The following is a 23,508-nucleotide window of genomic DNA, read 5'->3' on the forward strand; positions in this document are numbered from 1 at the left end:
TTTGCTCTCTTTTTGATAGCTGCTTGCGCAGGTTTTGCTTGGGCTGTAGCCCCTTTTATTCACAAAAAAGCTGCCGACCGGCTGATTTTGTTCTCGACAGACCGACATGACCTCTTTTTCCGTACGCCTTGCCACTTTGGACGACCAGCCTGCCGTGGCCGCGCTGTTTGACGCCTACCGCCAGTTTTACGAACAGCCCGCCGATGCCGCGCTGGCGCTGGACTTCGTCGGCAACCGGATGCGAAACCGCGAATCGGTCATCCTGGTGGCCGAGCCGCAAGGCGCACCCGGTGCCGGCCCGCTCGCCGGTTTTTGCCAGCTGTATCCCGGCTTCTGCTCGGTGATCGCCCAGCCCATCTACACGCTGTATGACCTGTATGTGGCGCCCGCTTCACGCAAGAGCGGCATCGGCCGCGCCCTGATGCAGGCCGCCCACCTGCACGCAAAACAGCACGGCTTTGCCCGGCTGGACCTGACCACCGCCAGGACCAACCACACCGCGCAGGCGCTGTATGAGTCCCTGGGTTGGATTCGTGACGACGTCTTCCTGGCGTACAACAAAATGGTTTAGCCGCCGCGAGCACAGCTTCAGCCCGTGCGGGCCTTGGGGTATAACGCTTTCAGTAGGTTCAGGCACATGCCGCCACCTTTGCAGGAGTTTCACCATGGCCATTCCCCACGCCGCCTCCGGGCAACTCATCGACGTCCAGCCGCTCGCGGGCAAGCTCCTGGAGGCCCGAACCGTCGCGCTGTTCAAAAGCGATGAGCTGGAAGTCATGCGCCTCATCGTGCCGGCCGGCAAGCTGGTGCCCTCGCACCGGGTCAAGGGCGAAATCACCGTGCAATGCCTGGAGGGTGAAGTGGCCTTCACGGCAGAGGGACAAACCCAGCGCATGAAGGCAGGCCAGCTATTGTGGCTGGCGGGCGGCGTGGAACACGGCCTGACCGCGGTGCAGGATGCATCGCTGCTGGTAACGCTGCATTTGCGAAAGTAGGGTCGGCTCCTGCTTCGCGAATTAATGATGCTTTAGAGCCTTAGCCCAATAGGGACATGCGCAAGAAGCTATTAATTCGATAGCAAAAACGGGAACCGGAAAAATCGATCGCGTGGTCAGGCCAGTTCGGCAGTCGGATCGCGCCCCATCAGCGCCGCCACAGCCTCAGCCGGTCTGAGCTTGCCGTCCAGCAAGGCCACCACGCTTTGTGCAATCGGCATCTCGATGCCCAAGCCGGCAGCGCGCTGCACCACGGTGCGGGCGCAATACACGCCCTCGGCCACGTGCCCCAGTGAATCCACCGCTTGCGCCAGCGTCTTGCCCTCGGCCAGCAACAGGCCCACCTTGCGGTTGCGGCTCAGGTCGCCGGTGGCCGTCAACACAAGGTCGCCCAGGCCGGAAAGGCCGGTGAAGGTTTCAGCACGCGCGCCCAGCGCCACGCCCAGCCGTGTCATTTCGGCCAGGCCGCGGGTGATCAGCGCAGCGCGGGCGTTCAGCCCCAGCTGCAATCCGTCGCAAAGCCCCGTGGCGATGGCCAGCACGTTCTTGACGGCGCCACCCACCTCCACCCCCACGACATCGTCATTGGCGTAAACGCGCAGGGTGGCGCTGTGAAAGGCGGCCACCAGCGCTTCGCGTACTTCGGGATGTTCACTGGCAGCCACCAGCGCGGTCGGCTGGCCGCGAGCGACTTCGAGGGCGAAGCTGGGCCCACTGAGCACGCCCGCTCTTAAATTGATAGCAGCTTGCGCCCGTATTTCATGGACCATCAGGCCAAATGATGCTGAAGGCGGCGCCGAATCGAGCGGCGCCTCAAAGCCTTTGCTCAGCCAGGCCACCGGAACCCTGGCGTGCTGCAGGGACTGCAGCATGCTGCGCGCCGCTGAAACGGGCGTTGCCAGGATGATGAGATCCTGCCCTTGAATCGCCTCTGCCAGGGGTACATCGCCGCCTTGCAGCCGCAGACTGGCAGGCAGGGGAACGCCAGGCAGGTAGCGGGCATTGGTGCGGCTGGCCTGCAAGTCTTTGGCCAGCGCAGCATCGCGCGCCCACAAGGTGACCTGGTGGCGGGCGGCGCTGCTCACGGCCACAGCCGTGCCCCAGGCGCCAGCACCGATGACCAGGATTTTCATGCGTGGATGGGCAGGAAGACAGTTGCCGGGAAAACCCCGGCAAGCCGTTAAACGATGATCTGGGGCGCAGCCGATTCGGCAGCGGCCTGGGACTGCTGCTGTTCGTACATGGCCTGGAAGTTGATTTCAGCCATGTGCACAGGCGGGAAGCCGCCGCGCTGGATCACGTCAGCGACATTGCCGCGCAGGTAGGGGTAGACGATTTGCGGGCAGGCAATGCCCAGGATGGCACCCATCTGGTCATCGGGCACATTGCGGATTTCAAAGATGCCGGCCTGCTTGGCTTCCACCAGAAACACGGTTTTGTCGCCGATTTTCGTCTGCACGGTGGCCGTCACGGAAACCTCAAAAAGGCCGTCTGCCACGGGGGTGGCGCCCACGCCCAGCTGGATGTCCACCGCAGGCTGCTCCGGGCTCAGCAGGATTTCAGGCGAATTGGGCTGCTCCAGCGACACGTCCTTGAGATAAACGCGCTGGATCTGGAATACGGGGTCAAGATTGGCTTCAGCCATGGTGCTCTTTCGGGTACGGGGGAAAGTTGAGGTTCAGATGCGCGGCAAGCCGGCGACCAGCGAATGATTATATGGACCCGTGGATGTGGCCCCCACGGTCGCTCACTTCGTGTAGCTCCCGAGGCCTTGCAGGCCGCGGCTCGCGAGACGCTTCACCCCTGTCGCCCGTCCAAGCCTGCGCAGGCAGGCTTGGAGCCGCGGGCTCCAGCCCCTCGGGGGCCGCCCGCCCTCCGGCCCGGCGAAGCCGGTTCCGGGGGGTTCATGCTGGCGAAGAGAGATCAGGCGGCGGGATTCAATAGAGGCATCAGGCCGCCGCGGCTGTCGAGGGCCATCAGGTCGTCGCAGCCGCCTACGTGAGTTTCGCCGATAAAAATCTGCGGCACGGTGCGCCGGCCGGTGATGTCCATCATTTTCTGGCGTTCACCAGGCACCATGTCCACACGAATTTCGTCTAGCTCGGTGACGCCGCGCTGCTTCAATATCTGCTTGGCCTGGATGCAATAAGGGCAGGTACCCGTGGTGTAAATTTTGACGGTTTGCATGGTTCCTCCGGAGGGGCTGGTCTACGCGCAGCGCAGGAAAAATGGATAGCCAGGGTGAAAGCCGGGCCAACGCCCGGTAACCATGGCATTGCAGCTTTCGTGCCTGCCAAAAAACCGGATCAGGAAACGGGGTCAGAACCGAACTGATCAGGCCTTCTCAAGTGGCAGGTTAGCTTCTTTCCACGCTTTCAGCCCACCGCCCAGTGATTGGGCCTGCTCGTAGCCGAGCTTTTTGGCGACCGCGACGGCGCGGCCGGCGCGTGCACCGCTAGCGCACACCAGAATCAGCGGCAAAGCCTTGTTTTTGACGGTGGCGGGCAGTTTTCCTTCCAGCTCGCTGAAAGGCACGTTTTTGGCGCCCGTGACATGGCCAGCAGCGAATTCATCGGCCTCGCTGACGTCCACCACCACCGCTTTTTCGCGGTTGATCAGCTGTACGGCGCCGCTGGCCGTGAGCGCGCCGGCGTTCATGCCGCTGGCAATCATGGGCCAGACCAGCATGCCGCCCGAGGCGACCGCTATCGAAATCAGCATCCAGTTATCGATCAGAAATTTCACGTTGTACCCTTTGTATATTTTTCACCTAACCCGTGATTTTAGAATGGAGGGGCAAAACCGCCCTTGCGGCACTGTCCATTGCCCCTGTTTCCCTTCTTTTACATCCCTAATCCACCATCCCGACCATGTACAAACTCGTGCTCATCCGCCACGGCGAATCGACCTGGAACCTTGAAAACCGCTTCACCGGCTGGGCCGACGTTGACCTCACCGAAACCGGCATCGAACAGGCTAAAAACGCCGGCAAACTGCTCAAAAGCCAAGGTTATGACTTTGACGTGGCCTACACCAGCGTGCTCAAGCGCGCGACCCGCACGCTCTGGCACACGCTGGACGAAATGGACCGCACCTGGCTGCCCGTGGTGCACAGCTGGCGTCTCAACGAGCGGCATTACGGTGCCCTGCAGGGCCTGAACAAGGCCGAAACAGCGAAAAAGTTCGGCGACGAGCAGGTGCTGATCTGGCGCCGCAGCTATGACACGCCGCCCCCGGCGCTTGATCCCGCCGACGAGCGCTGCGAACGCAACGACCCGCGCTACGCCAGGCTGCAGCCCGGTCAGGTGCCGCTGACCGAATGCCTCAAGGACACGGTGAATCGCGTCCTGCCGTTCTGGAATGAGTCCATGGCACCGGCCATCAAGGCAGGCAAGCGCATTGTGGTGGCCGCCCATGGCAATTCCATCCGCGCCCTGGTGAAGTATCTGGACAACATCTCCGACAGCGACATCGTGGGACTCAACATTCCCAACGGCATCCCGCTGGTCTATGAGCTGAACGCCGAACTGCGGCCCTTGCGCCATTACTACCTCGGTGACAGTGAGGCCGCGGCCAAGGCGGCGGCGGCCGTGGGTGCACAAGGCAAGGCTTGAGGGGCAATTCAATGGCTCCTGGCAGTCCTGCGGGAGCCATTCTTGTAAAAGTCCTGTAAATACTGCCCGTTTTGGCTCTTTTGCGGCGCCAGGCCGCATGAATGGCGGAACTGTGGCGACTGGTCTTTCTCCAAGGTGTATATTGCTTCACCTAGGGGGAGCAGGGGCTCTTCAACAGGTTTACGAAGGTATTTTCTATGGGTCAGAAGCTCAAGATAGCAGGCTGGATTTCAATTGGTGCCGTGGCCGGAGCCCTCACCACCGTGCAGCTGCAAGCCGTGGCCCGTGCCGGTCTGGCACCTCTTCCCCTGGAAGAACTGCAGCAGCTCGCCGCCGTCTTTGGCATGGTCAAGACCGACTATGTCGAACCGGTGGACGAGAAAAAACTCATCACCGACGCCATTTCCGGCATGGTGGCCAGCCTTGATCCGCACTCGGTTTACTTCGACAAAAAGTCGTTCAAGGAATTCCGGGAAGGCACCACAGGCCGTTTTGTCGGTGTCGGCATCGAAATCAGCCAGGAAGACGGCCTTGTCAAGGTGGTGTCTCCCATCGAAGGCTCTCCTGCGGACCGTGCCGGCCTCAAGCCGAACGACCTGATCACACGTATCGATGACACGGCGGTCAAGGGCCTGAGCCTCAACGATGCGGTCAAGAAAATGCGCGGCGAACCCAAAACCAAGGTGTTGCTGACGATCTTCCGCAAGGACGAAAACCGCACTTTCCCGGTCACCATCACGCGCGAAGAAATCCGCACCCAGTCGGTTCGCAGCAAAGTGGTGGAGCCCGGCTATGCCTGGATTCGCCTGAGCCAGTTCCAGGAACGCACGGTCGACGACTTCGTGACCAAGCTTGAGCAGATTTACAAGCAGGAGCCCAACCTCAAGGGCCTGGTGCTGGATCTGCGCAATGACCCGGGCGGCCTGCTGGATGCGGCAGTCGCTGTCTCGTCGGCTTTCCTGCCTGAAAACGTCACCGTGGTGTCCACCAACGGCCAGCTGGCTGAAAGCAAATTCACCTACAAAGCTGCACCGGAGTTTTACCAGCGCCGCAACGGCGCCGACCCGCTCAAGCGCCTGCCGGCTGCCCTCAAGAACGTGCCGCTGGTGGTGCTGGTCAATGAAGGCTCGGCCTCTGCCAGCGAAATCGTCGCGGGTGCTTTGCAAGACCACAAGCGTGCCACCATCATGGGCAACCAGACTTTCGGCAAGGGATCGGTGCAAACCGTCCGCCCCCTGGGGCCGGATACGGGCCTGAAGCTCACCACGGCGCGTTACTTCACGCCCAGCGGGAAATCCATCCAGGCGCGCGGCATCGTGCCTGACGTCATGGTCGATGAAACCGCTGAAGGCAGTCCTTTTGCCGCATTGCGCACCCGCGAAGCCGACCTTGAGAAACACCTCAACAGCGGCCAGGGCGCTGAAGTGAAAGACACCGGCCGCGAGAAGGCTCGCGAAGAGGCCCTGAAACGCCTTGAAGAAGAAGCCAAAAAGACACCTGAGCAACGTCGCCCGCCTGAACTGGGTAGCGACAAGGACTTCCAGCTGGCTCAGGCGATCAACAAGCTCAAGGGACGTCCCGTGCTGGTCAGCAAGACAGCCGTGGTCGAACCGAAAAACGAGAAAAAAGACAACTAGGCCGATGCGCAGAGCGGAGCCGGCTTGCGCCGGATCCGCCCGCCCCTTCCGGGCCAGCCCGTCCTGCAGCCTGAACGGTTTCCCCTCATGAACGACGAACAGCTGCTTCGTTACTCGCGGCACATCCTGCTCGACGAGATCGGCATCGAAGGCCAGGAAAAAATCCTCCAGTCGCATGTGCTGATCGTCGGTGCGGGCGGGCTGGGCTCGCCCGTCGCGCTTTATCTGGGCAGCGCCGGTGTCGGCCGCATCACCATCGCTGACCATGACCGGGTGGACGCCACCAACCTGCAACGGCAAATCGCCCACAACCTGTCTCGCATCGGAACGTTCAAGGCAGAATCCGTTGCCCAGTCCATCGCGGCCATCAACCCCGACGTCGTGGTCACCCCGGTTACCCGGCGCGCAGAGGGCGCACTGCTCGATCAGCTGGTCCGGGACGCCGATGTTGTGCTGGACTGCACGGACAACTTCTCCACGCGCCATGCCATCAACCGCGCTTGCGTCAAACACCGCAAGCCATTGGTATCGGGTGCAGCCATCCGCTTTGACGGCCAGATCTCCGTCTACGATTCACGACGTGAGGATTCGCCGTGCTATGCCTGCGTGTTTCCCGAATCAGACCAGCTGGAAGAAGCCCTTTGCGCGACGATGGGCGTTTTTGCGCCTATGGTCGGCATCATGGGCAGCACGCAGGCGGCCGAAGCCCTGAAGCTGATCTGCGGCATCAGCGGGTCGTTGACCGGACGGCTGTTGATGCTGGACGGCAAGCACATGGAATGGAGCGAGATGAAAATTGCGCCCCATGCGGCATGCGCAGTCTGCGGCGGCGGGGTCAAAAAAATTCCCTGAAAAAATCCGGCCGAAAGGCTGCGGGGAAACCTTATCTGGTGGCCGATGCCGGCATCCGCGAACCGGCAGCAGACGCTGCGGCCTTCGCAAGAATCGCTGCGCAGTTTTCGTCCTGGCCCGGTCCGGTTTCAATGGTAGCGGCCAATGCCAGCAAGGGATTGATCACGCCCAGTCCGATAGCAACGGCTGCACGTCCCGCGAGGGCTCCCTTGTCGGGGCCAGCCGATGGGGAGGCGAAGGTACCGCCAATCTTCAGGGGAGACCGCAAGCTCAGTATGCTGCGGTCTTTGGGGGCCGGATCCAGAACAAGGTCCAAGGTCTCATCGGCAAGGCTAACCGTGCCGCGACCGTTGATCACCGTATCTGTCGTATCCAGCACAATCGTTTTGGTGGTCATCAGGCCTTTGTTCACTGCAAAAGCCGCAGCAGCGCAGCGCAACTGCACATTGCGGTCACCACGAACCAGGAACTTGATAACCTCTCCGCCGTCCAGGCCCATGAACTCGAGCAGGATATTGCTGATCTCGCCCTTGCCCATCAACACGGCGACGTCGCCGGATGCGGTGCCCAGCATTTGCGCCAGTGAATTTCCACGCCCTTTCAGGTCCAGCTGGCCGCTGACCTTGCCCAGGCTGCTCCTGGTCGTTTCAACGGCAGGAAAGAGCTGGTTGAGCTGCACGGCCCGCAGGTCCAACCGTGTCGTGAAAACCGCAGGCACAGGGTTGGAGTCGATGCGGATACTGCCTGCCACCGTACCGCCTGCAATGCCCAGCGAGATCGGTTCGAGTTGCAAAACACCGGCTTTCAGCTGGACATGAACGCTGCCCTTGTCAAGCGGCAGCACTTTCACATGCCGTATATCAGCCGCAGAATAAATCACGTCGGCGTTCATCGCCTGCAACCGCGTCACATCAAGCACTGCGACAGGCAGAACCTTGCGCGCAGCGGGCACCGTTTTTCTGCCCGGTGCCGCCACCGAATCGCTGTCAGTCCTGGCGACGGGTGTGTCGGCACTGGCAGGTGCGGCCTTCCCTGATGGCGCAAGGCCGATCACGGGCGCGAGATCGGCAAAATCAAGCAGCCTGGACTGGACCTTGCCGGTCAGAAGCGGCACGGCAGCAGACTGGTCAAAACTGAGCGCCCCATTGATATCCGAACCTCCCAGAACGCCCTGCATCTGGCTGGCGGCCCACACCTTGCCATGCCTGGCCAGTTTGCCCCGGACTTTGTAGGGCGGTGTTGAAGGCAGCACAACGCCCACCAGCTTGTAGAGTTCTTCCAGGTTGCGTCCCTGCAGGTCGAAGGTCGCGTCGATGCCGGCCAGCTCCGCGAGATTGGACACCGAGCCTTTGGCCTTGAGGCTGGTCTTGCCGGCTACGGCGCTCACTTCTACCGGAAACGGCGCTTCGAGGTCTTTGCTCAGCTGGAGTACGCCGCCGGTGCGGCCAGTCGCATTGAAGGACTCGTTTTTCCATTTTCCGGTGGCCTTGTAGCTCAGGGGTAACTGCTCATTTGCTTCTTGTGCCAGTGAGAACTGAACATGGATATTGGCGCCTTGCGCTGCAGCCTGATAGTCAACCGTGCCGCGGTCAATGACCAACGCGTCGATTCGTGGAACGGATCCTTCATCGGACGTATCCCGCGACAAGGCCCAGGTCCGGCGGCCATCGGGCTCTATTTGGAGCCCTATCTGCGGCTCGGTCAGCACAATCCTGGGCAACTCTACCCGGCCAAAAAGAAGCGGCAACAGCCGGATATCAAATTCTGCGGTGGTTGCCGTCACCAGATAGGGTTTGCTGGCCCATTCGGGATTGGCGATTTCCACCCCGTCGGCCTTGACTGTCGCAGTACGTCCGAGCTGGACCGACAGGTGCCGGGTAATTTCAAAGCGCCTCCCGAGTTGCTCGGATACGTGACGATTGATCGGGCCACGAAGCATGTCCCACGGAAAAAACACCGCAACCAGCACCAGAACCGCCACCAATACGGCAATGCCTATGAGTGTTCTACGCAGAAGAGGCGATGGGGACAAGATGTTGTTCATGCTGGGGGAGGAATCGTTCAAACCATTGCAAAGGCAGTCTGTAATGGCCAACAATGCGCGGCTACCGGCAATGTCCATCACCATGCAAGCAAGCGAAGCGCGCTGAACTACAGAGAATCACATTCAAATGTGCGACAGCTCACTCCAGAGGGCAGTCGGCAAGCGCCATGAGACGCTGTGGGCATGTGCCTACAGTTTTTTCGAGCGGGTCGTAGGAAACCTCCTACAGGCACTACCCTTGGTCACTGGCAGAATGGGCCACAATAAAAAGATACATTAGGAAACAAGGACACCGCGTTCTTGAGCCTTTTGTAATATTTCCGAGAAGCACGTAGCCTTCCCACCTGGACCCGAGCAGTGAGACTGAAAACGTACATCGTAGAAGACAATCCCACCATTCGAGAGAATCTGATCGGGACGCTTGAGGAATTGGCAGGCATTAACGCGGTAGGCACGGCCGAAACTGAAAACGAAGGCAAGGCCTGGCTTGTCGAGAACAGCGGCGATTGGGATTTGGCGATTGTTGACCTGTTTCTCAAACAGGGAAGCGGTTTGGGTGTGCTGGCTGCCTGCCGCGATCGCCCCTCCACGCAAAAAGTCGTAGTCCTCAGCAATTACGCTACTGCAGACATCCGCCAAAGATGTGCCCAGCTCGGCGTTGATGCCGTTTTTGACAAGTCCAACGAAATCGATGCCCTGGTGGACTATTGCATCCAGCAGAGCACCATTTCAGATTGAACTCAATCGATCAGCTTGTTCTTGAGCGCGTAGTAGGTGAGGTCGCTGTTGGACGACAGGCTCATTTTTTCCATGACACGCGTCCTGTAAGTGCTCACGGTTTTCACGCTCAGCGAAAGCGCCTTGGCAATATCGCCTGCGGTTTCACCCTTGGCCAGCTTGAGAAAAACCTGGAACTCCCGCTCGGACAATTGTTCGTGGGAGGCCACGTCGTTGGGCCGGTTCAGTTGCTGCGCAAGGAGCTCTGCCACCGCCGGGGTTATGTAGCGTTTTCCAAGCGAAATCACGCGGATCGCATCCACAATTTCGGATGGATCGCATTCCTTGTTCAGGTAACCGCTGGCGCCCTGGCGAATCAGGTTGACCGCATAGTGCTCTTCGGGATAACCGCTCAGAATGAGGATGCCGACATCAGGCGCCTTGGCGCGAATCATGGCCAGCGCATCGATGCCGCTTTGCCCAGGCATGGACAAGTCCATGACCAGAATATCCAGCTCAACGTTACGCACCAGATCAATTGCCTCGCGGCCACTGCCGGCCTCCCCCACGACGCGCAGGTCTACCTGGTCGGAAAAAAACTGTTTGAGTCCAGAACGCACAATGGCATGGTCGTCCACAATTCCAATTTTGATCATGTCGCTGTCTTTCTATAAGGTCTGCGCAAGCGGGCAACGCAATGAAAAAGATGGCCTGCAGGACATCCGCATTGATTTTCAGTGTTCATTATTGACGAAATTCTCACCGAATTACTGAACGGAGTTTGCCGTGAAACGATTTGCGATCCCAAAAATGGCCATCAGCCTACCCCTGGCGGTACTGGCTGCCGCCATTCTCATCTTCATTAATGAGGCAAGCTTCCAGAAATCCACGGAGGCGGCGGCCAGTATTGAAGAGGCCCAGCAAACCCGCGGCGCCATCAACCGGTTGATGCAGCACATGCTGGATGCGGAAACCGGGCAGCGCGGCTACCTCCTGACCGGAGATGTTCGATATCTCGAGCCCTACAACTCCGCCCTGGCCGATATCGACCAAAACCTGGATGCCTTGCGCCGGTTGTTCACCCCCTATCAGGAGCAACTTTCAGAGTTCGGCGTCATGTCCAGGCATGTTTCGCGCAAGCTGGCCGAAATGGACCTGAGCGTACGCATGCGCAAGGAAGGCAACGAGGACGCCTGGAAATTTGTCCTGACCACGGATGTCGGGAAGGAGCACATGGAGGCGATTCGCGCGCAGTCCGCGAAACTGGCTTCCAACAGCGTCAGCAAAATGGAACAGGGGCAGGTTCAGATCAAGAAAGCGCTGGAGCTCTCCCGCATCGGCATTGCGGCCATGGCTTTGGCGGGCCTGCTGGCTTTTTACATGTACCTCCTTCAAACCAAGGCGCTGCTCGCTTCCGGCCGGCGCGAGCAGGAATCCCTGCAACGCGAGCGCGACTTCCTCGAAATACAGGTACGTGAAAGAACCGCCAACCTGGCCGAGCTCGCCACCCACCTGCAAAACGTGCGCGAGGACGAACGGGGTCACCTGGCGCGTGAACTGCATGACGAACTGGGCGCGCTTCTGACTGCCGCGAAACTGGATGTGGCCCGATTGAAATCCCGCCTGGCAGGCAATCTGCCGGAAGCGGCTGAACGGCTGACGCACCTGACCAACACGCTTAACAGCGGCATTGCGCTGAAACGCCGCATTGTGGAAGACCTGCGGCCGTCCTCGCTGTCGCACCTGGGGCTGGTCGCCTCTCTCGAGATCCTCGCACGCGAGTTTGAAGAACGCTCAGGACTTTCCATCACCACCGATCTGGAGCCTGTGGAACTCGGCGGCTCGGCGCAGCTGACCATCTACCGGCTGGTGCAGGAGTCACTGACCAACATCGGCAAATACGCGGAAGCCAGGCAAGCAGAGATAAGCCTTCACAATTTCGACAGCTACATCACGGTGGAAGTCAAAGACAACGGCAAAGGCTTCAAGCTTGAGAGCGTGGGCCCGGGAAGCCATGGCCTTGCCGGCATGCGCCATCGCGTCGAAGCCGCAGGCGGACGGCTGACGGTATCGAGCACAGAAGGCGACGGCACGCGAATTTCAGCAGTGCTGCCCAAAACACTGTGACCAGTCTTTGAACGCGGCGCAAGCAACCCGCCTGCTGCCATGCCCTGCCCTGCCCGCCAAAGGGCTCAACATCTCTCAGCTTTTCGAGGCACGTGCTGCGCTGCCAGCGTAACAAAATGTCGGCCACCTCCTACAGGGCGTGGCCGCTCGAACTGACAGGGGCACACGCTGGCAGCCGATGAAGGAAATTGAAGGCACTCATTAACCTTGCTGAAGGCGTTTCAAAAGAAGCACCACCCCCTTTTAGCCAAGCAAGGAGCCCGAGATGCTGCACTACTCCGTCGTTTTCCTGATCATCGCGCTGATCGCTGCCGTGTTCGGTTTTGGTGGCATCGCCGCAGGTGCCGTCGAGATCGCCAAGATCCTCTTTTTCATCTTCGCCGTCATGGCCATCGTGAGCTTTGTCATCAGCTTGCTCCGAAAGAATTGATCCAGCCATTCCGAGAGTGCCGAACGCTTTTTACGAGCGAGCGGCGCGCTCTCTCCTTGCATCTCCATCGTCATTCACTCAACTCACCAAGGACCTGACATGAATACCCAAACCGCCACCAAGACTGCCCGCCAAAGCTCGGATGAGTTGCTGCAGAACGCAGAAAAAGCTGTTGACTCCACCCGCAGCTATGCCAACGAGGCATTTGACAAGGCAGAAACCAAAGTGCGCGAACTGCGCGGCAGTGTGGATCCCGTCGTGGACATGTTGGCGTCCAAGGCCCAGCACCTTGCCCGTCAGAGTCTCGAGATCGCCTCTGAAGCCAAGCATCGCGCGCAACAGTCGCTGTCCAATGCCGCAGGTGCAACCACCCGTTATGTTGCCGAGCAACCCCTGCGTTCGGTGCTGATTGCCGCCGCCGTCGGCGCCGGCATCGCGCTGCTGGTGTCGTCTGCACGCCATCGCAACCAAAACCGTTACTGATCGCCAGGCTCCCGCCCCCTTTTCCCGGTACACCCCCCCGCACGCAGATTCGCCCACCCAATGCTTCACCCCCTGTTTTCCACCATCGTGCAGCGGCCTGACCTCGTCATGGACCATGTCTCTGCTTACGCGGCGCTCTTTCATGAAGAGGCTTCCGATGCGGGTGCCGAGCTGGTTGCACGGGCTGTGGCGTGGGTGATTGCGGTGCTGGCGGCTGCCGTATTTGTGGGGCTCGCAGGAACAGCCGTCATGCTGGGGGCGCTTCAAAACCAGTTTCATTGGGCCTTGGTGATGGTTCCGGGCATTGCGCTGGCCATCGCCATCGGGGCGGCACTGCGGGCCAGAAAACCTTTCGCGAATGAACGCTTTCCCGAATTGAAAGCCCAGATCGACAGCGACGCACGTGCATTGCGCATGGCCGCCTGAGCCCGCGAGCCGGCAGAAACCACAATGTCTACCCTCACCGCCCCAACGCCACAGGAAAGACTGGCCAGTAGCCGCAAGGCCATTGTCCGGCACATGAGCCGGGAAAAACTGGACCAGGAGGAAAACCCGGGCAATCCAGAGGCCGGCCCGGAGGATGATCCGGCGCACTTTCTCGACCGCGGAACCTGGGGCGTTCTCAAACATGCTTTGGGGAGCTGGTGGCGGCATCACCCTGTGAGCGTTGCGGTTGACATTGCCCGGCCGATGATTGACCGGTACGCCGAAGAAAAACCGTTACAGCTATTGGGTATTGCAGCCGCGGCAGGCGCCGCAGCGGTCGTACTGCGGCCATGGCGACTGGTATCACTTGGCGGCTTGCTGCTGGCTGCCCTCAAGACGTCCGAACTCCCGGGCACCTTGCTGTCCATGTTGTCTGGCGCGCCGCACAAGCCTGAAAAAACACCCTACACACGATGAACACCTCCACGCTTTCCCGCACCGCTCCAGAGGAGCTGGCGCTTGACGAAACAGGGCTGAACGCGGCCCGCAACAGCCTCAATGACGGCGCGATCACGCCGGCCTACGGGCCGCACCGCGATGCGATCGTCAAGCTGCTGAATGACGCACTGGCAACAGAACTGGTTTGCGTATTGCGCTACAAGCGGCACTACTTCACGGCCAGCGGTGTGTCGTCACCGCCCATCGCCGACGAATTCCTGGTCCACGCCAATGAAGAATCCGGACATGCGGACCGCATTGCCCGGCGCATTGTGCAGCTGGGAGGCGAGCCGGACTTTTCGCCGGCCACTCTGTTGCAGCGCAGCCATGCGGATTACGACGAATCGAACGACCTCAAAACCATGGTGCGGGTCAACCTGATCGCCGAACGCATCGCGGTTGAAACCTATCGCCAGATGATTGCGCTGATCGGCGACAAGGATCCCACGACACGCCGCCTGCTCGAAGATGTTCTTGCCGATGAGGAAGAGCATGCCGACGAGCTCAAGGACTGGCTGGAGAAATAACGATTACCGCAGGTCGGCCGGCGTGGTGCCGCCAGTCGACAGGCCTTTTTAACCATGCACCAGACGATTAAATCAACTTAGAGGAAAACAATATGAAATACGCTCGCGCAATTGCATTCGCCGCACTGGCAGGCATCACCATCATCGGCAGCGGCTGCGCCGTTGGGCGTGGTCAGGAAACTGCTGGCGCTTATGTTGATGATGCTGCCATCACCACGTCAGTCAAGGCCAAGTTCGTCGAGGACAAAACCGTTGCCGCGTCCTCCATCAAGGTGGAAACGCTCAATGGCACCGTTCAGCTGTCCGGTTTTGCCAAGTCCAGCGCTGAAAAAGCCCAGGCCGAAAACATTGCCCGCAATGTGAAGAACGTCAAGGGTGTGCGTAACGACATCGTCGTTCGTCCTTGAGCGTAAGCGGCTGAACAAGCCGGGCCACCGCGCAGGTGGCTAAAAAAAGCAGGCTACAGATAATCTGTGCCTGCTTTTTTTCGTTGTGACCAGGCGGCGATGCGGCCGCTGCGGCCACTGCGGCGCCTGGAGCCTGCAGCAGTCTTCCTGCAAGTCCCAGGCCCGGGTCTTTTCAGTGGCAACTTCCATGCTGCTTGCGGAACAGCGCCGGATACACAGGCGGCGCGCCCTTTGTCGATGCAAACAGTCCCAGCCTTGCGGCTTGGGCACGCTTTTCCGCCCGGGCATAGGGACCTGCATTGCCGCGGCTGCGGTAGGACCACGCCATACCGTTTGCGACCATCCATTTGCCGGCATCTTCTCCGCTGAACACCACCTTGGCCAGGAGGCGGCCGTAGTCGTCGTGGTATTGGCCATGCACCGCCACACGCTTGCCCAGAAGCCGGCGCATCAGCGCATCGCGCGCGAGGGCCCCGCCCGGCTGGCAGATTTCCGGCGCATCAATACCCTGGATACGAATGCTGACCGGTTTACCCCCCGCTACCGGGCGCACCCGGACGGTGTCGCCATCCACCACATAGGTGACGATCCCGGGCCAGGCCGCGACGGGAGGCGAGGCCGTGCGCGCCGACACGCTCCCATGCATGAGCGCCACCAGAAAGAACACGCCCACGGCCTGGACTGCGGAATTTTTCGTCACGTTAATTTGCTACTAAATTGATAGCTGTTTGCGCCCGCCAATATTGACCTGGAGGCAGAAATCTTGATGAACACTGAAGATCGGCCGCTTCGTTTCCGTGCTGTCGTCGCCGGCGCGCATTAAAGAGGAGCGAGAAGCCCTGAATATACTGTACAAATAAACAGCTTCATTCCCGCCCTGATCACGCTGTAACGATCCAGCCTTCCAGCGCATCCATTTCCACCGGCAAGCCGTAGCGGGGCGCACCCTGCTGCGCCGCCCAGGCCGCCTGCATCAGGCACAGCACGGCATCGAGGCTGTCGCCGCTGGCGTCGTCGGCCAGCAGGTCGCGCTGCGCGTGGCTGACCTTCAGGCGCAGCCCCAGACGCGTTTGGCCGTTCTCCAGCGCGGTGATCAGGTCTTTGCGTGCAATCAGCCGCTCGGGCGTCTGCCTGGCTTTGTCGTCGCTTTTGTAAGCGCGGCTGCCCAGCACCTCGCGCGCGAGCAGGCCTGGGTAACCTTCGAGCGCCACACGTTGGGTGTCGCCGTCATGCAGGCCCGGCAGGTGCACGCCCGCCGCGAGCAAACGCGGCACACCGGCGTGCAGCATGTAGGCCACGGGTGGGTTGACCCATTTCATCGAAGGGCTGGAGCCGGCCGGGCCGTCGGCGGCACGATGGGCGAACTTGCCGCCCACTGGCCGCGCGTCGCAAAAGGCGGCAAAGGTGCTCCGGATGTCTTCGCGGCTCAAGGCCGCATAGTGGTGCATGCAGGCTTCCCACTGCATCGGCCAGCCCAGATGCGCCACCAGTTCACGCGGCAGGCCAAATGGAAAATCAAACGCGCCCAGCCAGGGCTGGGGCTGTTGCAGCCAGTGCCCGAACGCCGCCAGGGACTCCAGCCGCTCTATTTTTGATAGCACGCAGCGCCCATGAAACATAGACCCGAGGGCTAAAACAATGGGTTTTTTTCGGGTAGGGCTGCTGGAGAAATCGCAGCCGAGCAGCAAGGGCACCGTCATCGCGGCCTCAATCATGGTCTCAGCCCAGCGCCAGCGCCATCACGCCCGCCGCAATGCAGGCGGCGCCGATCAGGCGTAAGGCACGGTCGCCCTCGCCCAGCAAGTGGCCGCCTATCAGCGCGGCAAACAACATGGACACCTCGCGCGCAGGCGCCACATGCGACAGCGGCGCGGTCTGCATGGCGTACAGCACCAGCACATAGGACACGGGACTGACGACACCGACAAACACCGCGTACTTCCATTGCTGCTTCCACAACACCCTGGCCGCAGCGGGGTCGCGCAGCAAGGCGGGTGCCAGCACCACCATGCGCAGCAGGCAGCCCATGTAATCCACCAGGATCGGCGACATCAGCATGATCTTGACCGCATAGCCATCGACGACGGTGTAGCTGGCGATAAAGGCGCCGCTCAGCAAGCCATAGAGCATGCCCCTGCGCACCCGCTGGCGCTGCGCCGGGTCGTGCGAGGCGCGCCATAGGCCCGGCCCACCGGCGACCAGAAACACGCCGCCCACGACACCCGCGATACCGGCAACACCGAGCGCGGAAATCTGCTCGCCCAGCAGCAAGATGGCGGCCAGCGACGACAGCAGCGGCCCCGAGCCCCGCGCCAGCGGATAGACCACGGTGAGGTCCGCCTTGCGGTAGCCGCGCAACAGGACAATGTAATAGATGGTGTGCAGCAAGGCGCTGGCGCAAAGCAGCAGCCATTGCGCCCAACCCCAGCGCGGCAGCTCGGTTATGCCGAACCAGATACCCAGCGGCGCCCACGCCACCAGCAGCACCACGCCGGTAAAAGCGGCAAAGCGGGCATCACCGCCGGCCTTCTTGGCGGCGATGTTCCAGCTGGCGTGAATCAGTCCGGCGAGAAGTACGAGGGCCAGGGCGCCTAAAGACACGCGTCAGGCCTGGCGGTACGCGGGCCTCAAACCCTGCCGCAGATAGAGGCGGTCGCCATCAGGTCTTCGAGCAGTGCGAACGAGACTTTGCCGGAGACCGAGTACGGATCGAGTTCGGCTTTTTCGGAGTATTTGAGCAGGATGGAATGGTTGAGCTTGGACAGGTTGACCTGGCCCATGGTCCAGCCGCCAAAGCGCCGCTCGGAGATTTCCTCAAAATGCAGAAGGATCACGTCCTTGTGGCGGGCGTCCTGCTGGATGTGGCCGAACAGCTCGCTGACCGCCATGCGGCCGCCTTCGATGGCCTGCAGGAAGATACCGCCGCCGTAGCAGAGGATGCCGGTGATGCCGGACGAGGGGTTGTGCTGGCGCGATTGCGAGAGGATGCCCTCGATGGCTTCGGGGCTGGTGTCGACTGCGCGGCTTGCATAAAGTAAACGAACGAGCATGGTCAGCCTTTCTGCGGGATCAATGCAAGGAATTCGCGGCGCAAGGTGGAATCTTTCAGGAACACACCGCGCATCACCGAGTTGATCATCTTGCTGTCCATGTCTTTGACGCCGCGCCAGGCCATGCAGTAGTGGCTGGCCTCCATCACGATGGCCAGGCCGTCGGGCTGGGTTTTTTCCATGATGAGGTCGGCCAGCTGCACCACCGCTTCTTCCTGAATCTGCGGACGACCCATGACCCATTCGGCCAGGCGCGCGTACTTGGACAGGCCGATCACGTTGGTGTGCTCATTGGGCAGCACGCCGATCCATATCTTGCCGATGACGGGACAAAAATGGTGGGAGCAGGCGCTGCGAACCGTGATCGGGCCGACGATCATCAGCTCGTTGAGGTGCTCGGCGTTGGGAAACTCGGTGATGGTGGGCGCATGCACATAGCGACCCTTGAACACCTCGTTGAGGTACATCTTGGCCACGCGGCGCGCGGTGTTGTGGGTGTTGTGGTCGCCGGCGGTGTCGATCACCAGGCTGTCGAGCACGCCTTGCATCTTGACTTCGACTTCGTCCAGCAGCTTTTCGAGCTCGCCCGGTTCAATGAACTTGGCGATGTTGTCGTTGGCGTGAAAGCGCTTGCGAGCCTGGGCCAGGCGTTCGCGGATCTTGACGGAGACGGGCGTGCCCTCGTCGGTCGCGTCCTGGGGGGGCGTATCGGATTTCATAAGCATGCCAGATATTACCAGCCTGCCCCTAAACCGTCTTGTCCGGAATTTGATAAGGTTTTTGGCCTCCAGCCCTTTCCTCATGAGCGCGAGCAGCTATCAAATTAATAGCTAACGACATGAAGGCCGGGCTGGCTCAAGGGGCCTCAATAGCGCTGGCCTGCCACCAGCAGCGCCAGCCGCACCAGGGCATAGGCTATCCAGCCTCGCAGCTGCAGGCCAAAAGGACGATGGCTGTGGTCGGCCGGCTCCATGCGCCGCCCCTGTTTCGCCATGGCCTCGCGCACAATACCCGCCAGGCTTTCGGCAAAGGCCTTGTCCTCAACCACCACATTGGCCTCGCGGGCCAGCAGCAGGCTCAGGGGGTCCAGGTTGGAGGAGCCCACGGTGGCCCAATGCCCGTCCACCACGGCCACCTTGGCGTGCAGAAAGCCGGCCTCGTATTCATGGATTTCCACGCCGGCCTCCAGCAGGGCGCCGTAGAAGGGCCGGGCCGCATGGTATTGCATGAAGTACTCGTAGCGCCCCTGCAGCAGCAAGGTAACACGCACACCGCGTCTGGCCGCCCCGATGAGGGCGCGCCGCAGCTTGCCGCCCGGCAGGAAATAGGCGTTGGCAATGATGATTTCCCGGTGCGCCCTGCCGATGGCCCTGCGGTAAGCGCGCTCGATGCTGCTACGGTTACGCAAGTTGTCGCGCAGGATCAGCGCTGCCTTGGGGCCGGCAACGCCAGACCCGTTACCCACCACGAGCGATGTGGCGCCGGTGCGCCCGCCGTACCCCGCCGCCCTGAACTTCTCCCATGCGGCGGCCATGTGACGCTGCCGCGCGCTGTAACCGGCCTGCACACGCCACCACAGCAGCGCCATGGCATCGGCGGCCTCCTGCGCCAGCGGGCCGGTGGCAGCCACGGCGAAATCGACGCGCGGAGTCTGGAGCTCCCCGTGGTTGGGATCGTAGAAATCATCGAGCACATTGATGCCGCCGCAAAACACCGTGTGCTGGTCCACCACGCAGAGCTTGCGGTGCAGCCGGCGCCAGCGCTCGGGCAGCAGCAGGCCCAGGCGGCTCAGGCCCGTCCCCAGGGGCGAGTACACGCACCAGTCGACTTTCGACGCCGCGAATTTTTCGCGCCACTCGGCCGGAAGGGGACCGGTGCCTATGCCGTCGACCAGCACCTGCACTGTTACGCCGCGCCGGGCCGCGCGAACCAGTGCTTCGGCGACATCCGCGCCGGCACCGTTGAAATCAAAAATATAGGTTTCCAGCTGGATCCAGGTCTGCGCCGCGTCCAGGGCCTTGACGAGTGCAGGGAAAAAGTCCCGGCCGCCCTGGAGCAGTTGCAACGCACCGGACTTGTGGAGTGGAAACATGGCCAGCGGCTTTTTTCCTGGAAGTGTGGAGAGTTGGCGGGAAGGTCTATTCCATTTGAACCGACTGGCCGATGTTTGCCAATCCAGTGAAACGCCAAACTCACAAAGTGTTGCGCCTGCGCGCTGCGCGGCTCAAGCCATGAATTTCGGCAGGAGGAGCACCGCTTCCGCATTCGAAGGGGAAAAACACCGGTCGGCAGCGGCGTAGTGCGGCAGCCATTGCCAGGCGGTGTGCTCCCTGGGGCTGAGCTTCACATCGCAGGCCTGAGGCACACACAGGCTGAAGAGATGTTCGGTGTTGTGGGTGATGCCGGGCGCATACCTGGCGCGCCAGACTGGATAAATCTCGTAGACGTTGGACAGGCCCCAGTCGCGAAACTGGCCGGGCGCGGCTGCGATGCCGGTCTCTTCCAGCACCTCGCGCACCGCGGTCTGCAGCAAGGGTTCGCCCGCCGTATCTTTGGAGCCCGTGACGCTCTGCCAGAACCCCGGGTTGTCGGCGCGTTCGATCAGCAGCACGTCCAGCTGCGGTGTGTGAATAACGACCAGCACAGACTCGGGGATCTTGAAGGCTTTCAAGCTGCCCCTCGTCACTCAGATGCGTGCGCTTGCTTGTGAGCGACAGGCTTTTCCGCCGGGCCGCCCCAAGGAAAAGAGCGCCCCCTCGCGGGGCAGGAAGCTACGCGCAGCGAGCGACCGTGGGGGCCACATTAAACTGGCTGTGGATTACGCAGGCGGATGTGCAGTTCGCGCAGTTGCTTTTCGTCCACCGGGCTCGGGGCATGCGTAAGCAAATCCTGGGCGCGCTGGGTTTTCGGAAAAGCGATCACGTCGCGGATCGACTCGGCGCCCGTCATCATGGTGACGATGCGATCCAGGCCGAAGGCCAGGCCGCCGTGGGGCGGCGCGCCGTACTGCAATGCGTCCAGCAGGAAGCCGAACTTCTGCTGCGCTTCCTCCGGTCCGATCTTCAGGGCATTGAAGACCTTGCTCTGCACGTCCGCCTGGTGGATACGGACCGAGCCACCGCCCAGCTCCCAGCCATTGAGAACCATGTCGTATGCCTTGGCGATGCAGCGGCCCGGGTCGGTGTCCATCCAGTCTTCATGCCCGTCTTTGGGTGCGGTGAACGGATGGTGCACCGCGCTCCAGCGCTGGCCTTCTTCGTCAAATTCGAACATCGGAAAATCAACCACCCACAGCGGCTTCCAGCCCTTGGTGAAGAGGCCGGTTTTCTTGCCGAATTCACTGTGGCCGATCTTCAGGCGCAACGCGCCGATGCTGTCGTTGACAACCTTGGCCTTGTCGGCGCCGAAGAAAAGGATGTCGCCGTTCTGGGCACCAGTGCGCTTGAGGATTTCTGCAATCGCCGCGTCATGGATGTTCTTGACGATGGGGCTTTGCAGGCCGTCGCGGCCCTTGGTGATGTCATTGACCTTGATCCAGGCCAGGCCCTTGGCACCGTAAATCTTGACGAACTCGGTGTAGCCGTCGATCTCGCCGCGGCTCATTTCGGAACCCCCGGGAACGCGCAGGGCAACCACACGGCCGCCAACGGTAGTGGCAGGCGTGCTGAAGACCTTGAAGTCCACCGTCGCCATGACTTCGGTGAGTTCCGTGAACTCCAGGTTCACACGCAAATCAGGCTTGTCGGAACCAAAGCGATGCATGGCCTCGCTGTAGGCCATCACCGGAAATTCACCCAGGTCGGTGTTGAGCACGGTCTTGAAAATGTTGCTGATCATGCCCTGGAACAGGTCACGGATGTCCTGTTCGCCCATGAAGGACGTCTCGATATCGATCTGTGTGAATTCGGGCTGGCGATCGGCGCGCAGGTCTTCGTCGCGGAAGCACTTGGTGATCTGGTAATAGCGGTCAAAGCCCGCCACCATGAGCAACTGCTTGAACAGCTGCGGGCTTTGTGGCAGCGCGAAGAACATGCCTTCGTTGACGCGGCTGGGCACCAGGTAGTCGCGCGCGCCTTCGGGCGTGCTCTTGGTCAGCATCGGGGTTTCGATGTCGATGAAGCCGTTGGCATCAAGGAACTTGCGCGTCTCCATGGCCACGCGGTAGCGCAGCATCAGGTTGTTCTGCATGTAGGGGCGGCGCAGGTCCAGCACGCGGTGCGTGAGGCGCGTCGTCTCCGACAGATTGTCGTCGTCAAGCTGGAACGGCGGCGTCACGCTCGGGTTCAGCACGATCAGTTCGTGGCACAGCACCTCGACCTTGCCGCTTTTGAGGTTGTCGTTGGTCGTGCCTTCAGGGCGGGCTCGCACCACGCCTTTGACCTGCACGCAGAATTCGTTGCGCACGCCTTCGGCGGTTTTGAACATATCAGCGCGGTCCGGGTCGCAGACCACCTGCACATAGCCTTCGCGGTCGCGCAGGTCGATGAAAATCACCCCGCCATGGTCGCGGCGGCGATTGACCCAGCCGCACAGGCTCACGGTTTGGCCCAGCAAGGCCTCGGTCACCAGACCGCAATAGTTCGAACGCATTTGGGAAACGATAGCCATAAAAATCTCGGACTTTCAGCGCCTCGCGCGCAGTGTTGCAATTTTCGCCGTTTAAAGGGGAGGGGTCAGCGGCCGCGGTACAGGTTTGGAGGGCACCACGACGCCCATGGAAATCACGTAGGTCAAAGCCTCATCAACGCTCATCTGGAGCTCAATGCAGTCGCTTCTTTTCAGCATCACAAAATAGCCACCGGTGGGATTGGGCGTGGTGGGTACATAAACACTCAGGTAATCGCCCTGCAGGTGATTGACCACATCGCCGCCGGGCAGTCCCGTCAGAAAGCCGATGGTCCAGACACCTTCACGCGGCCACTGCACCAGCAATGCCTTGCGAAAGGCATTGCCGTTTTCCGAAAACACCGTATCGGAGACCTGCTTTACGCTGGAATAGATGGAGCGGACGATGGGAATGCGGCTCAGGAATGAGTTGCCCCAGCGGACCAGTTTCTTGCCGAAGAAATTGCTGGCAACCGCGCCCATCAGCAGCACGATCAGCAGCGTCAGCAGCACGCCGAAACCGGGGATATGGAAACCCAGCAGCTTGTCGGGATGCCAGGCGCCGGGAAGAATCAGCAGCGTCTGGTCCAGCGTGCCAACAATCCAGTCGAGCACCCACAGCGTGATGGCCAGGGGCACCAGCACCAACAGTCCGGCCAGAAGCCATCGGCGGATCGAAGCCATCACGAGGAAGTCTTGGAAGAGGAGTCGCTGGCCGAAGCCTTGGCGGGTGCGGCTGGCGCGGGAGCGGGGGCTGCTGCGGTGCTTGCCGGCGCGGCTGCACCGGAATCGGCCGGCTTGCTGTCCGCCCCGTTGCCGCTGGCAGTGGCGGCTTCGCCGCCGTCAGTCTTGGGCGCGGGCACGCCTGTGCTGTTGCCGCCGCGGAAGTCCGTCACGTACCAGCCCGAGCCCTTGAGCTGGAAACCCGCCGCCGTGACCTGCTTTTTGAATGCGGGTTCGCCGCATTGCGGGCACACCGAGAGGGGTGCATCGGAGATTTTTTGCAGAACGTCCTTGGCATGCCCACAGGACTCGCATTTATAGGCGTAGATTGGCATAGTGCTTAAGGCTTTGAGGGGCTGTCCCCGGGGTATTC

At 61.1% G+C, this 23,508-nt stretch carries 29 protein-coding genes; 13 read left to right on the plus strand and 16 right to left on the minus strand.

The features are described 5' to 3' along the window. Positions 1-106 precede the first annotated feature (106 nt). On the plus strand, positions 107-571 hold the full coding sequence (locus tag AC1DYR_RS11890) for an N-acetyltransferase family protein (RefSeq protein WP_477705289.1): 465 nt from the start codon (positions 107-109) through the stop codon (positions 569-571). 94 nt (positions 572-665) lie between these two features. Further along, a complete protein-coding gene (locus AC1DYR_RS11895; RefSeq protein WP_457279628.1) occupies positions 666-995 on the plus strand; it encodes a cupin domain-containing protein in 330 nt (109 codons plus the stop codon). A 116-nt stretch (positions 996-1,111) separates the two neighbouring features. Here the strand turns inward: AC1DYR_RS11895 and AC1DYR_RS11900 are convergent, their stop codons facing one another. The 4 genes from AC1DYR_RS11900 to AC1DYR_RS11915 all read right to left on the minus strand — a co-directional run bounded on the left by AC1DYR_RS11900 (position 1,112) and on the right by AC1DYR_RS11915 (position 3,740). Further along, positions 1,112-2,128 (minus strand): NAD(P)H-dependent glycerol-3-phosphate dehydrogenase, encoded by a 1,017-nt coding sequence (locus AC1DYR_RS11900; RefSeq protein WP_477705290.1) that lies wholly within the window; start codon positions 2,126-2,128, stop codon positions 1,112-1,114. 47 nt (positions 2,129-2,175) lie between these two features. Next, positions 2,176-2,640, minus strand: a complete 465-nt coding sequence (gene secB, locus AC1DYR_RS11905) for a protein-export chaperone SecB (RefSeq protein WP_477648487.1) — start codon at positions 2,638-2,640, stop codon at positions 2,176-2,178. Positions 2,641-2,918: 278 nt separating this feature from the next. After that, positions 2,919-3,182: a glutaredoxin 3 gene (gene grxC / locus AC1DYR_RS11910; RefSeq protein ID WP_477686020.1), complete on the minus strand. Its 264-nt coding sequence runs from the start codon at positions 3,180-3,182 to the stop codon at positions 2,919-2,921. Between the two features lie 147 nt (positions 3,183-3,329). Further along, positions 3,330-3,740, minus strand: coding sequence for a rhodanese-like domain-containing protein (locus AC1DYR_RS11915; protein WP_477666087.1), 411 nt, complete (start codon positions 3,738-3,740; stop codon positions 3,330-3,332). 125 nt (positions 3,741-3,865) lie between these two features. Here AC1DYR_RS11915 and gpmA point away from each other — a divergent pair, with 125 nt between their 5' ends. The 3 genes from gpmA (at position 3,866) to AC1DYR_RS11930 (ending at position 7,098) form a co-directional block, all read left to right on the plus strand. Then, complete coding sequence (gene gpmA / locus AC1DYR_RS11920; protein ID WP_477705291.1) at positions 3,866-4,609, plus strand: 2,3-diphosphoglycerate-dependent phosphoglycerate mutase; 744 nt, start codon at positions 3,866-3,868, stop codon at positions 4,607-4,609. A 197-nt stretch (positions 4,610-4,806) separates the two neighbouring features. Beyond that, a complete protein-coding gene (locus tag AC1DYR_RS11925; protein ID WP_477705292.1) occupies positions 4,807-6,246 on the plus strand; it encodes a S41 family peptidase in 1,440 nt (479 codons plus the stop codon). A gap of 87 nt (positions 6,247-6,333) precedes the next feature. After that, a complete protein-coding gene (locus tag AC1DYR_RS11930) occupies positions 6,334-7,098 on the plus strand; it encodes a HesA/MoeB/ThiF family protein (RefSeq protein WP_477705293.1) in 765 nt (254 codons plus the stop codon). 31 nt (positions 7,099-7,129) lie between these two features. On the opposite strand, the gene AC1DYR_RS11935 is transcribed toward AC1DYR_RS11930, so the two are convergent. Beyond that, positions 7,130-9,142, minus strand: coding sequence for an AsmA family protein (locus AC1DYR_RS11935; RefSeq protein WP_477705294.1), 2,013 nt, complete (start codon positions 9,140-9,142; stop codon positions 7,130-7,132). Between the two features lie 357 nt (positions 9,143-9,499). On the opposite strand from AC1DYR_RS11935, the gene AC1DYR_RS11940 reads away from it, so the two are divergent. After that, a complete protein-coding gene (locus tag AC1DYR_RS11940; RefSeq protein ID WP_477648494.1) occupies positions 9,500-9,880 on the plus strand; it encodes a response regulator in 381 nt (126 codons plus the stop codon). Positions 9,881-9,882: 2 nt separating this feature from the next. Here AC1DYR_RS11940 and AC1DYR_RS11945 read toward each other — a convergent pair whose 3' ends face one another. Then, positions 9,883-10,515 (minus strand): response regulator, encoded by a 633-nt coding sequence (locus AC1DYR_RS11945; RefSeq protein WP_007867910.1) that lies wholly within the window; start codon positions 10,513-10,515, stop codon positions 9,883-9,885. 130 nt (positions 10,516-10,645) lie between these two features. On the opposite strand from AC1DYR_RS11945, the gene AC1DYR_RS11950 reads away from it, so the two are divergent. The 7 genes from AC1DYR_RS11950 (at position 10,646) to AC1DYR_RS11980 (ending at position 14,757) form a co-directional block, all read left to right on the plus strand. Beyond that, positions 10,646-11,986: a sensor histidine kinase gene (locus AC1DYR_RS11950; protein WP_477648495.1), complete on the plus strand. Its 1,341-nt coding sequence runs from the start codon at positions 10,646-10,648 to the stop codon at positions 11,984-11,986. A 265-nt stretch (positions 11,987-12,251) separates the two neighbouring features. Continuing rightward, positions 12,252-12,416, plus strand: coding sequence for a DUF1328 domain-containing protein (locus AC1DYR_RS11955; RefSeq protein ID WP_457279639.1), 165 nt, complete (start codon positions 12,252-12,254; stop codon positions 12,414-12,416). Between the two features lie 99 nt (positions 12,417-12,515). Further along, the gene (locus AC1DYR_RS11960; RefSeq protein WP_477705295.1) at positions 12,516-12,899 is read left to right on the plus strand and encodes a glycine zipper domain-containing protein; all 384 of its coding nucleotides are present in this window, start codon (positions 12,516-12,518) and stop codon (positions 12,897-12,899) included. Positions 12,900-12,959: 60 nt separating this feature from the next. Next, positions 12,960-13,325: a hypothetical protein gene (locus AC1DYR_RS11965; protein WP_477705296.1), complete on the plus strand. Its 366-nt coding sequence runs from the start codon at positions 12,960-12,962 to the stop codon at positions 13,323-13,325. A gap of 24 nt (positions 13,326-13,349) precedes the next feature. After that, positions 13,350-13,802 carry a hypothetical protein gene (locus AC1DYR_RS11970; protein ID WP_477705297.1) on the plus strand — a complete coding sequence of 151 codons (453 nt, stop codon included), beginning with the start codon at positions 13,350-13,352 and terminating at the stop codon, positions 13,800-13,802. Next, on the plus strand, positions 13,799-14,350 hold the full coding sequence (locus tag AC1DYR_RS11975; RefSeq protein ID WP_477648499.1) for a ferritin-like domain-containing protein: 552 nt from the start codon (positions 13,799-13,801) through the stop codon (positions 14,348-14,350). Before AC1DYR_RS11970 ends, AC1DYR_RS11975 begins: the two co-directional genes overlap by 4 nt. 92 nt (positions 14,351-14,442) lie before the next feature. Next, positions 14,443-14,757 carry a BON domain-containing protein gene (locus tag AC1DYR_RS11980; protein WP_477648500.1) on the plus strand — a complete coding sequence of 105 codons (315 nt, stop codon included), beginning with the start codon at positions 14,443-14,445 and terminating at the stop codon, positions 14,755-14,757. Between the two features lie 172 nt (positions 14,758-14,929). Here AC1DYR_RS11980 and AC1DYR_RS11985 read toward each other — a convergent pair whose 3' ends face one another. The 10 genes from AC1DYR_RS11985 to AC1DYR_RS12030 all read right to left on the minus strand — a co-directional run bounded on the left by AC1DYR_RS11985 (position 14,930) and on the right by AC1DYR_RS12030 (position 23,470). Next, a complete protein-coding gene (locus tag AC1DYR_RS11985) occupies positions 14,930-15,457 on the minus strand; it encodes a thermonuclease family protein (RefSeq protein ID WP_477705298.1) in 528 nt (175 codons plus the stop codon). Positions 15,458-15,638: 181 nt separating this feature from the next. Beyond that, a complete protein-coding gene (locus AC1DYR_RS11990; RefSeq protein ID WP_477705299.1) occupies positions 15,639-16,472 on the minus strand; it encodes a DUF429 domain-containing protein in 834 nt (277 codons plus the stop codon). A 4-nt stretch (positions 16,473-16,476) separates the two neighbouring features. Then, entirely contained in the window at positions 16,477-17,358 is an 882-nt protein-coding gene (locus tag AC1DYR_RS11995) for an EamA family transporter (RefSeq protein WP_477705300.1), read from the minus strand. A gap of 26 nt (positions 17,359-17,384) precedes the next feature. After that, the gene (locus AC1DYR_RS12000; protein WP_348045618.1) at positions 17,385-17,807 is read right to left on the minus strand and encodes a BLUF domain-containing protein; all 423 of its coding nucleotides are present in this window, start codon (positions 17,805-17,807) and stop codon (positions 17,385-17,387) included. A gap of 2 nt (positions 17,808-17,809) precedes the next feature. Next, complete coding sequence (gene folE / locus AC1DYR_RS12005) at positions 17,810-18,532, minus strand: GTP cyclohydrolase I (protein ID WP_477705301.1); 723 nt, start codon at positions 18,530-18,532, stop codon at positions 17,810-17,812. Positions 18,533-18,672: 140 nt separating this feature from the next. Continuing rightward, positions 18,673-19,899: a cardiolipin synthase ClsB gene (clsB, locus tag AC1DYR_RS12010; protein ID WP_477705302.1), complete on the minus strand. Its 1,227-nt coding sequence runs from the start codon at positions 19,897-19,899 to the stop codon at positions 18,673-18,675. 132 nt (positions 19,900-20,031) lie between these two features. Then, positions 20,032-20,478: a dihydroneopterin triphosphate diphosphatase gene (nudB, locus tag AC1DYR_RS12015; RefSeq protein WP_477705303.1), complete on the minus strand. Its 447-nt coding sequence runs from the start codon at positions 20,476-20,478 to the stop codon at positions 20,032-20,034. A 131-nt stretch (positions 20,479-20,609) separates the two neighbouring features. Further along, entirely contained in the window at positions 20,610-22,415 is a 1,806-nt protein-coding gene (gene aspS / locus AC1DYR_RS12020) for an aspartate--tRNA ligase (RefSeq protein WP_477648506.1), read from the minus strand. Positions 22,416-22,466: 51 nt separating this feature from the next. Continuing rightward, positions 22,467-23,096 (minus strand): DUF502 domain-containing protein, encoded by a 630-nt coding sequence (locus AC1DYR_RS12025; RefSeq protein ID WP_457279653.1) that lies wholly within the window; start codon positions 23,094-23,096, stop codon positions 22,467-22,469. Further along, a complete protein-coding gene (locus AC1DYR_RS12030; RefSeq protein ID WP_477648507.1) occupies positions 23,096-23,470 on the minus strand; it encodes an FmdB family zinc ribbon protein in 375 nt (124 codons plus the stop codon). Before AC1DYR_RS12030 ends, AC1DYR_RS12025 begins: the two co-directional genes overlap by 1 nt. Positions 23,471-23,508: the final 38 nt, after the last annotated feature.

It is taken from the genome of Polaromonas sp. P1_F9, from assembly GCF_056405615.1.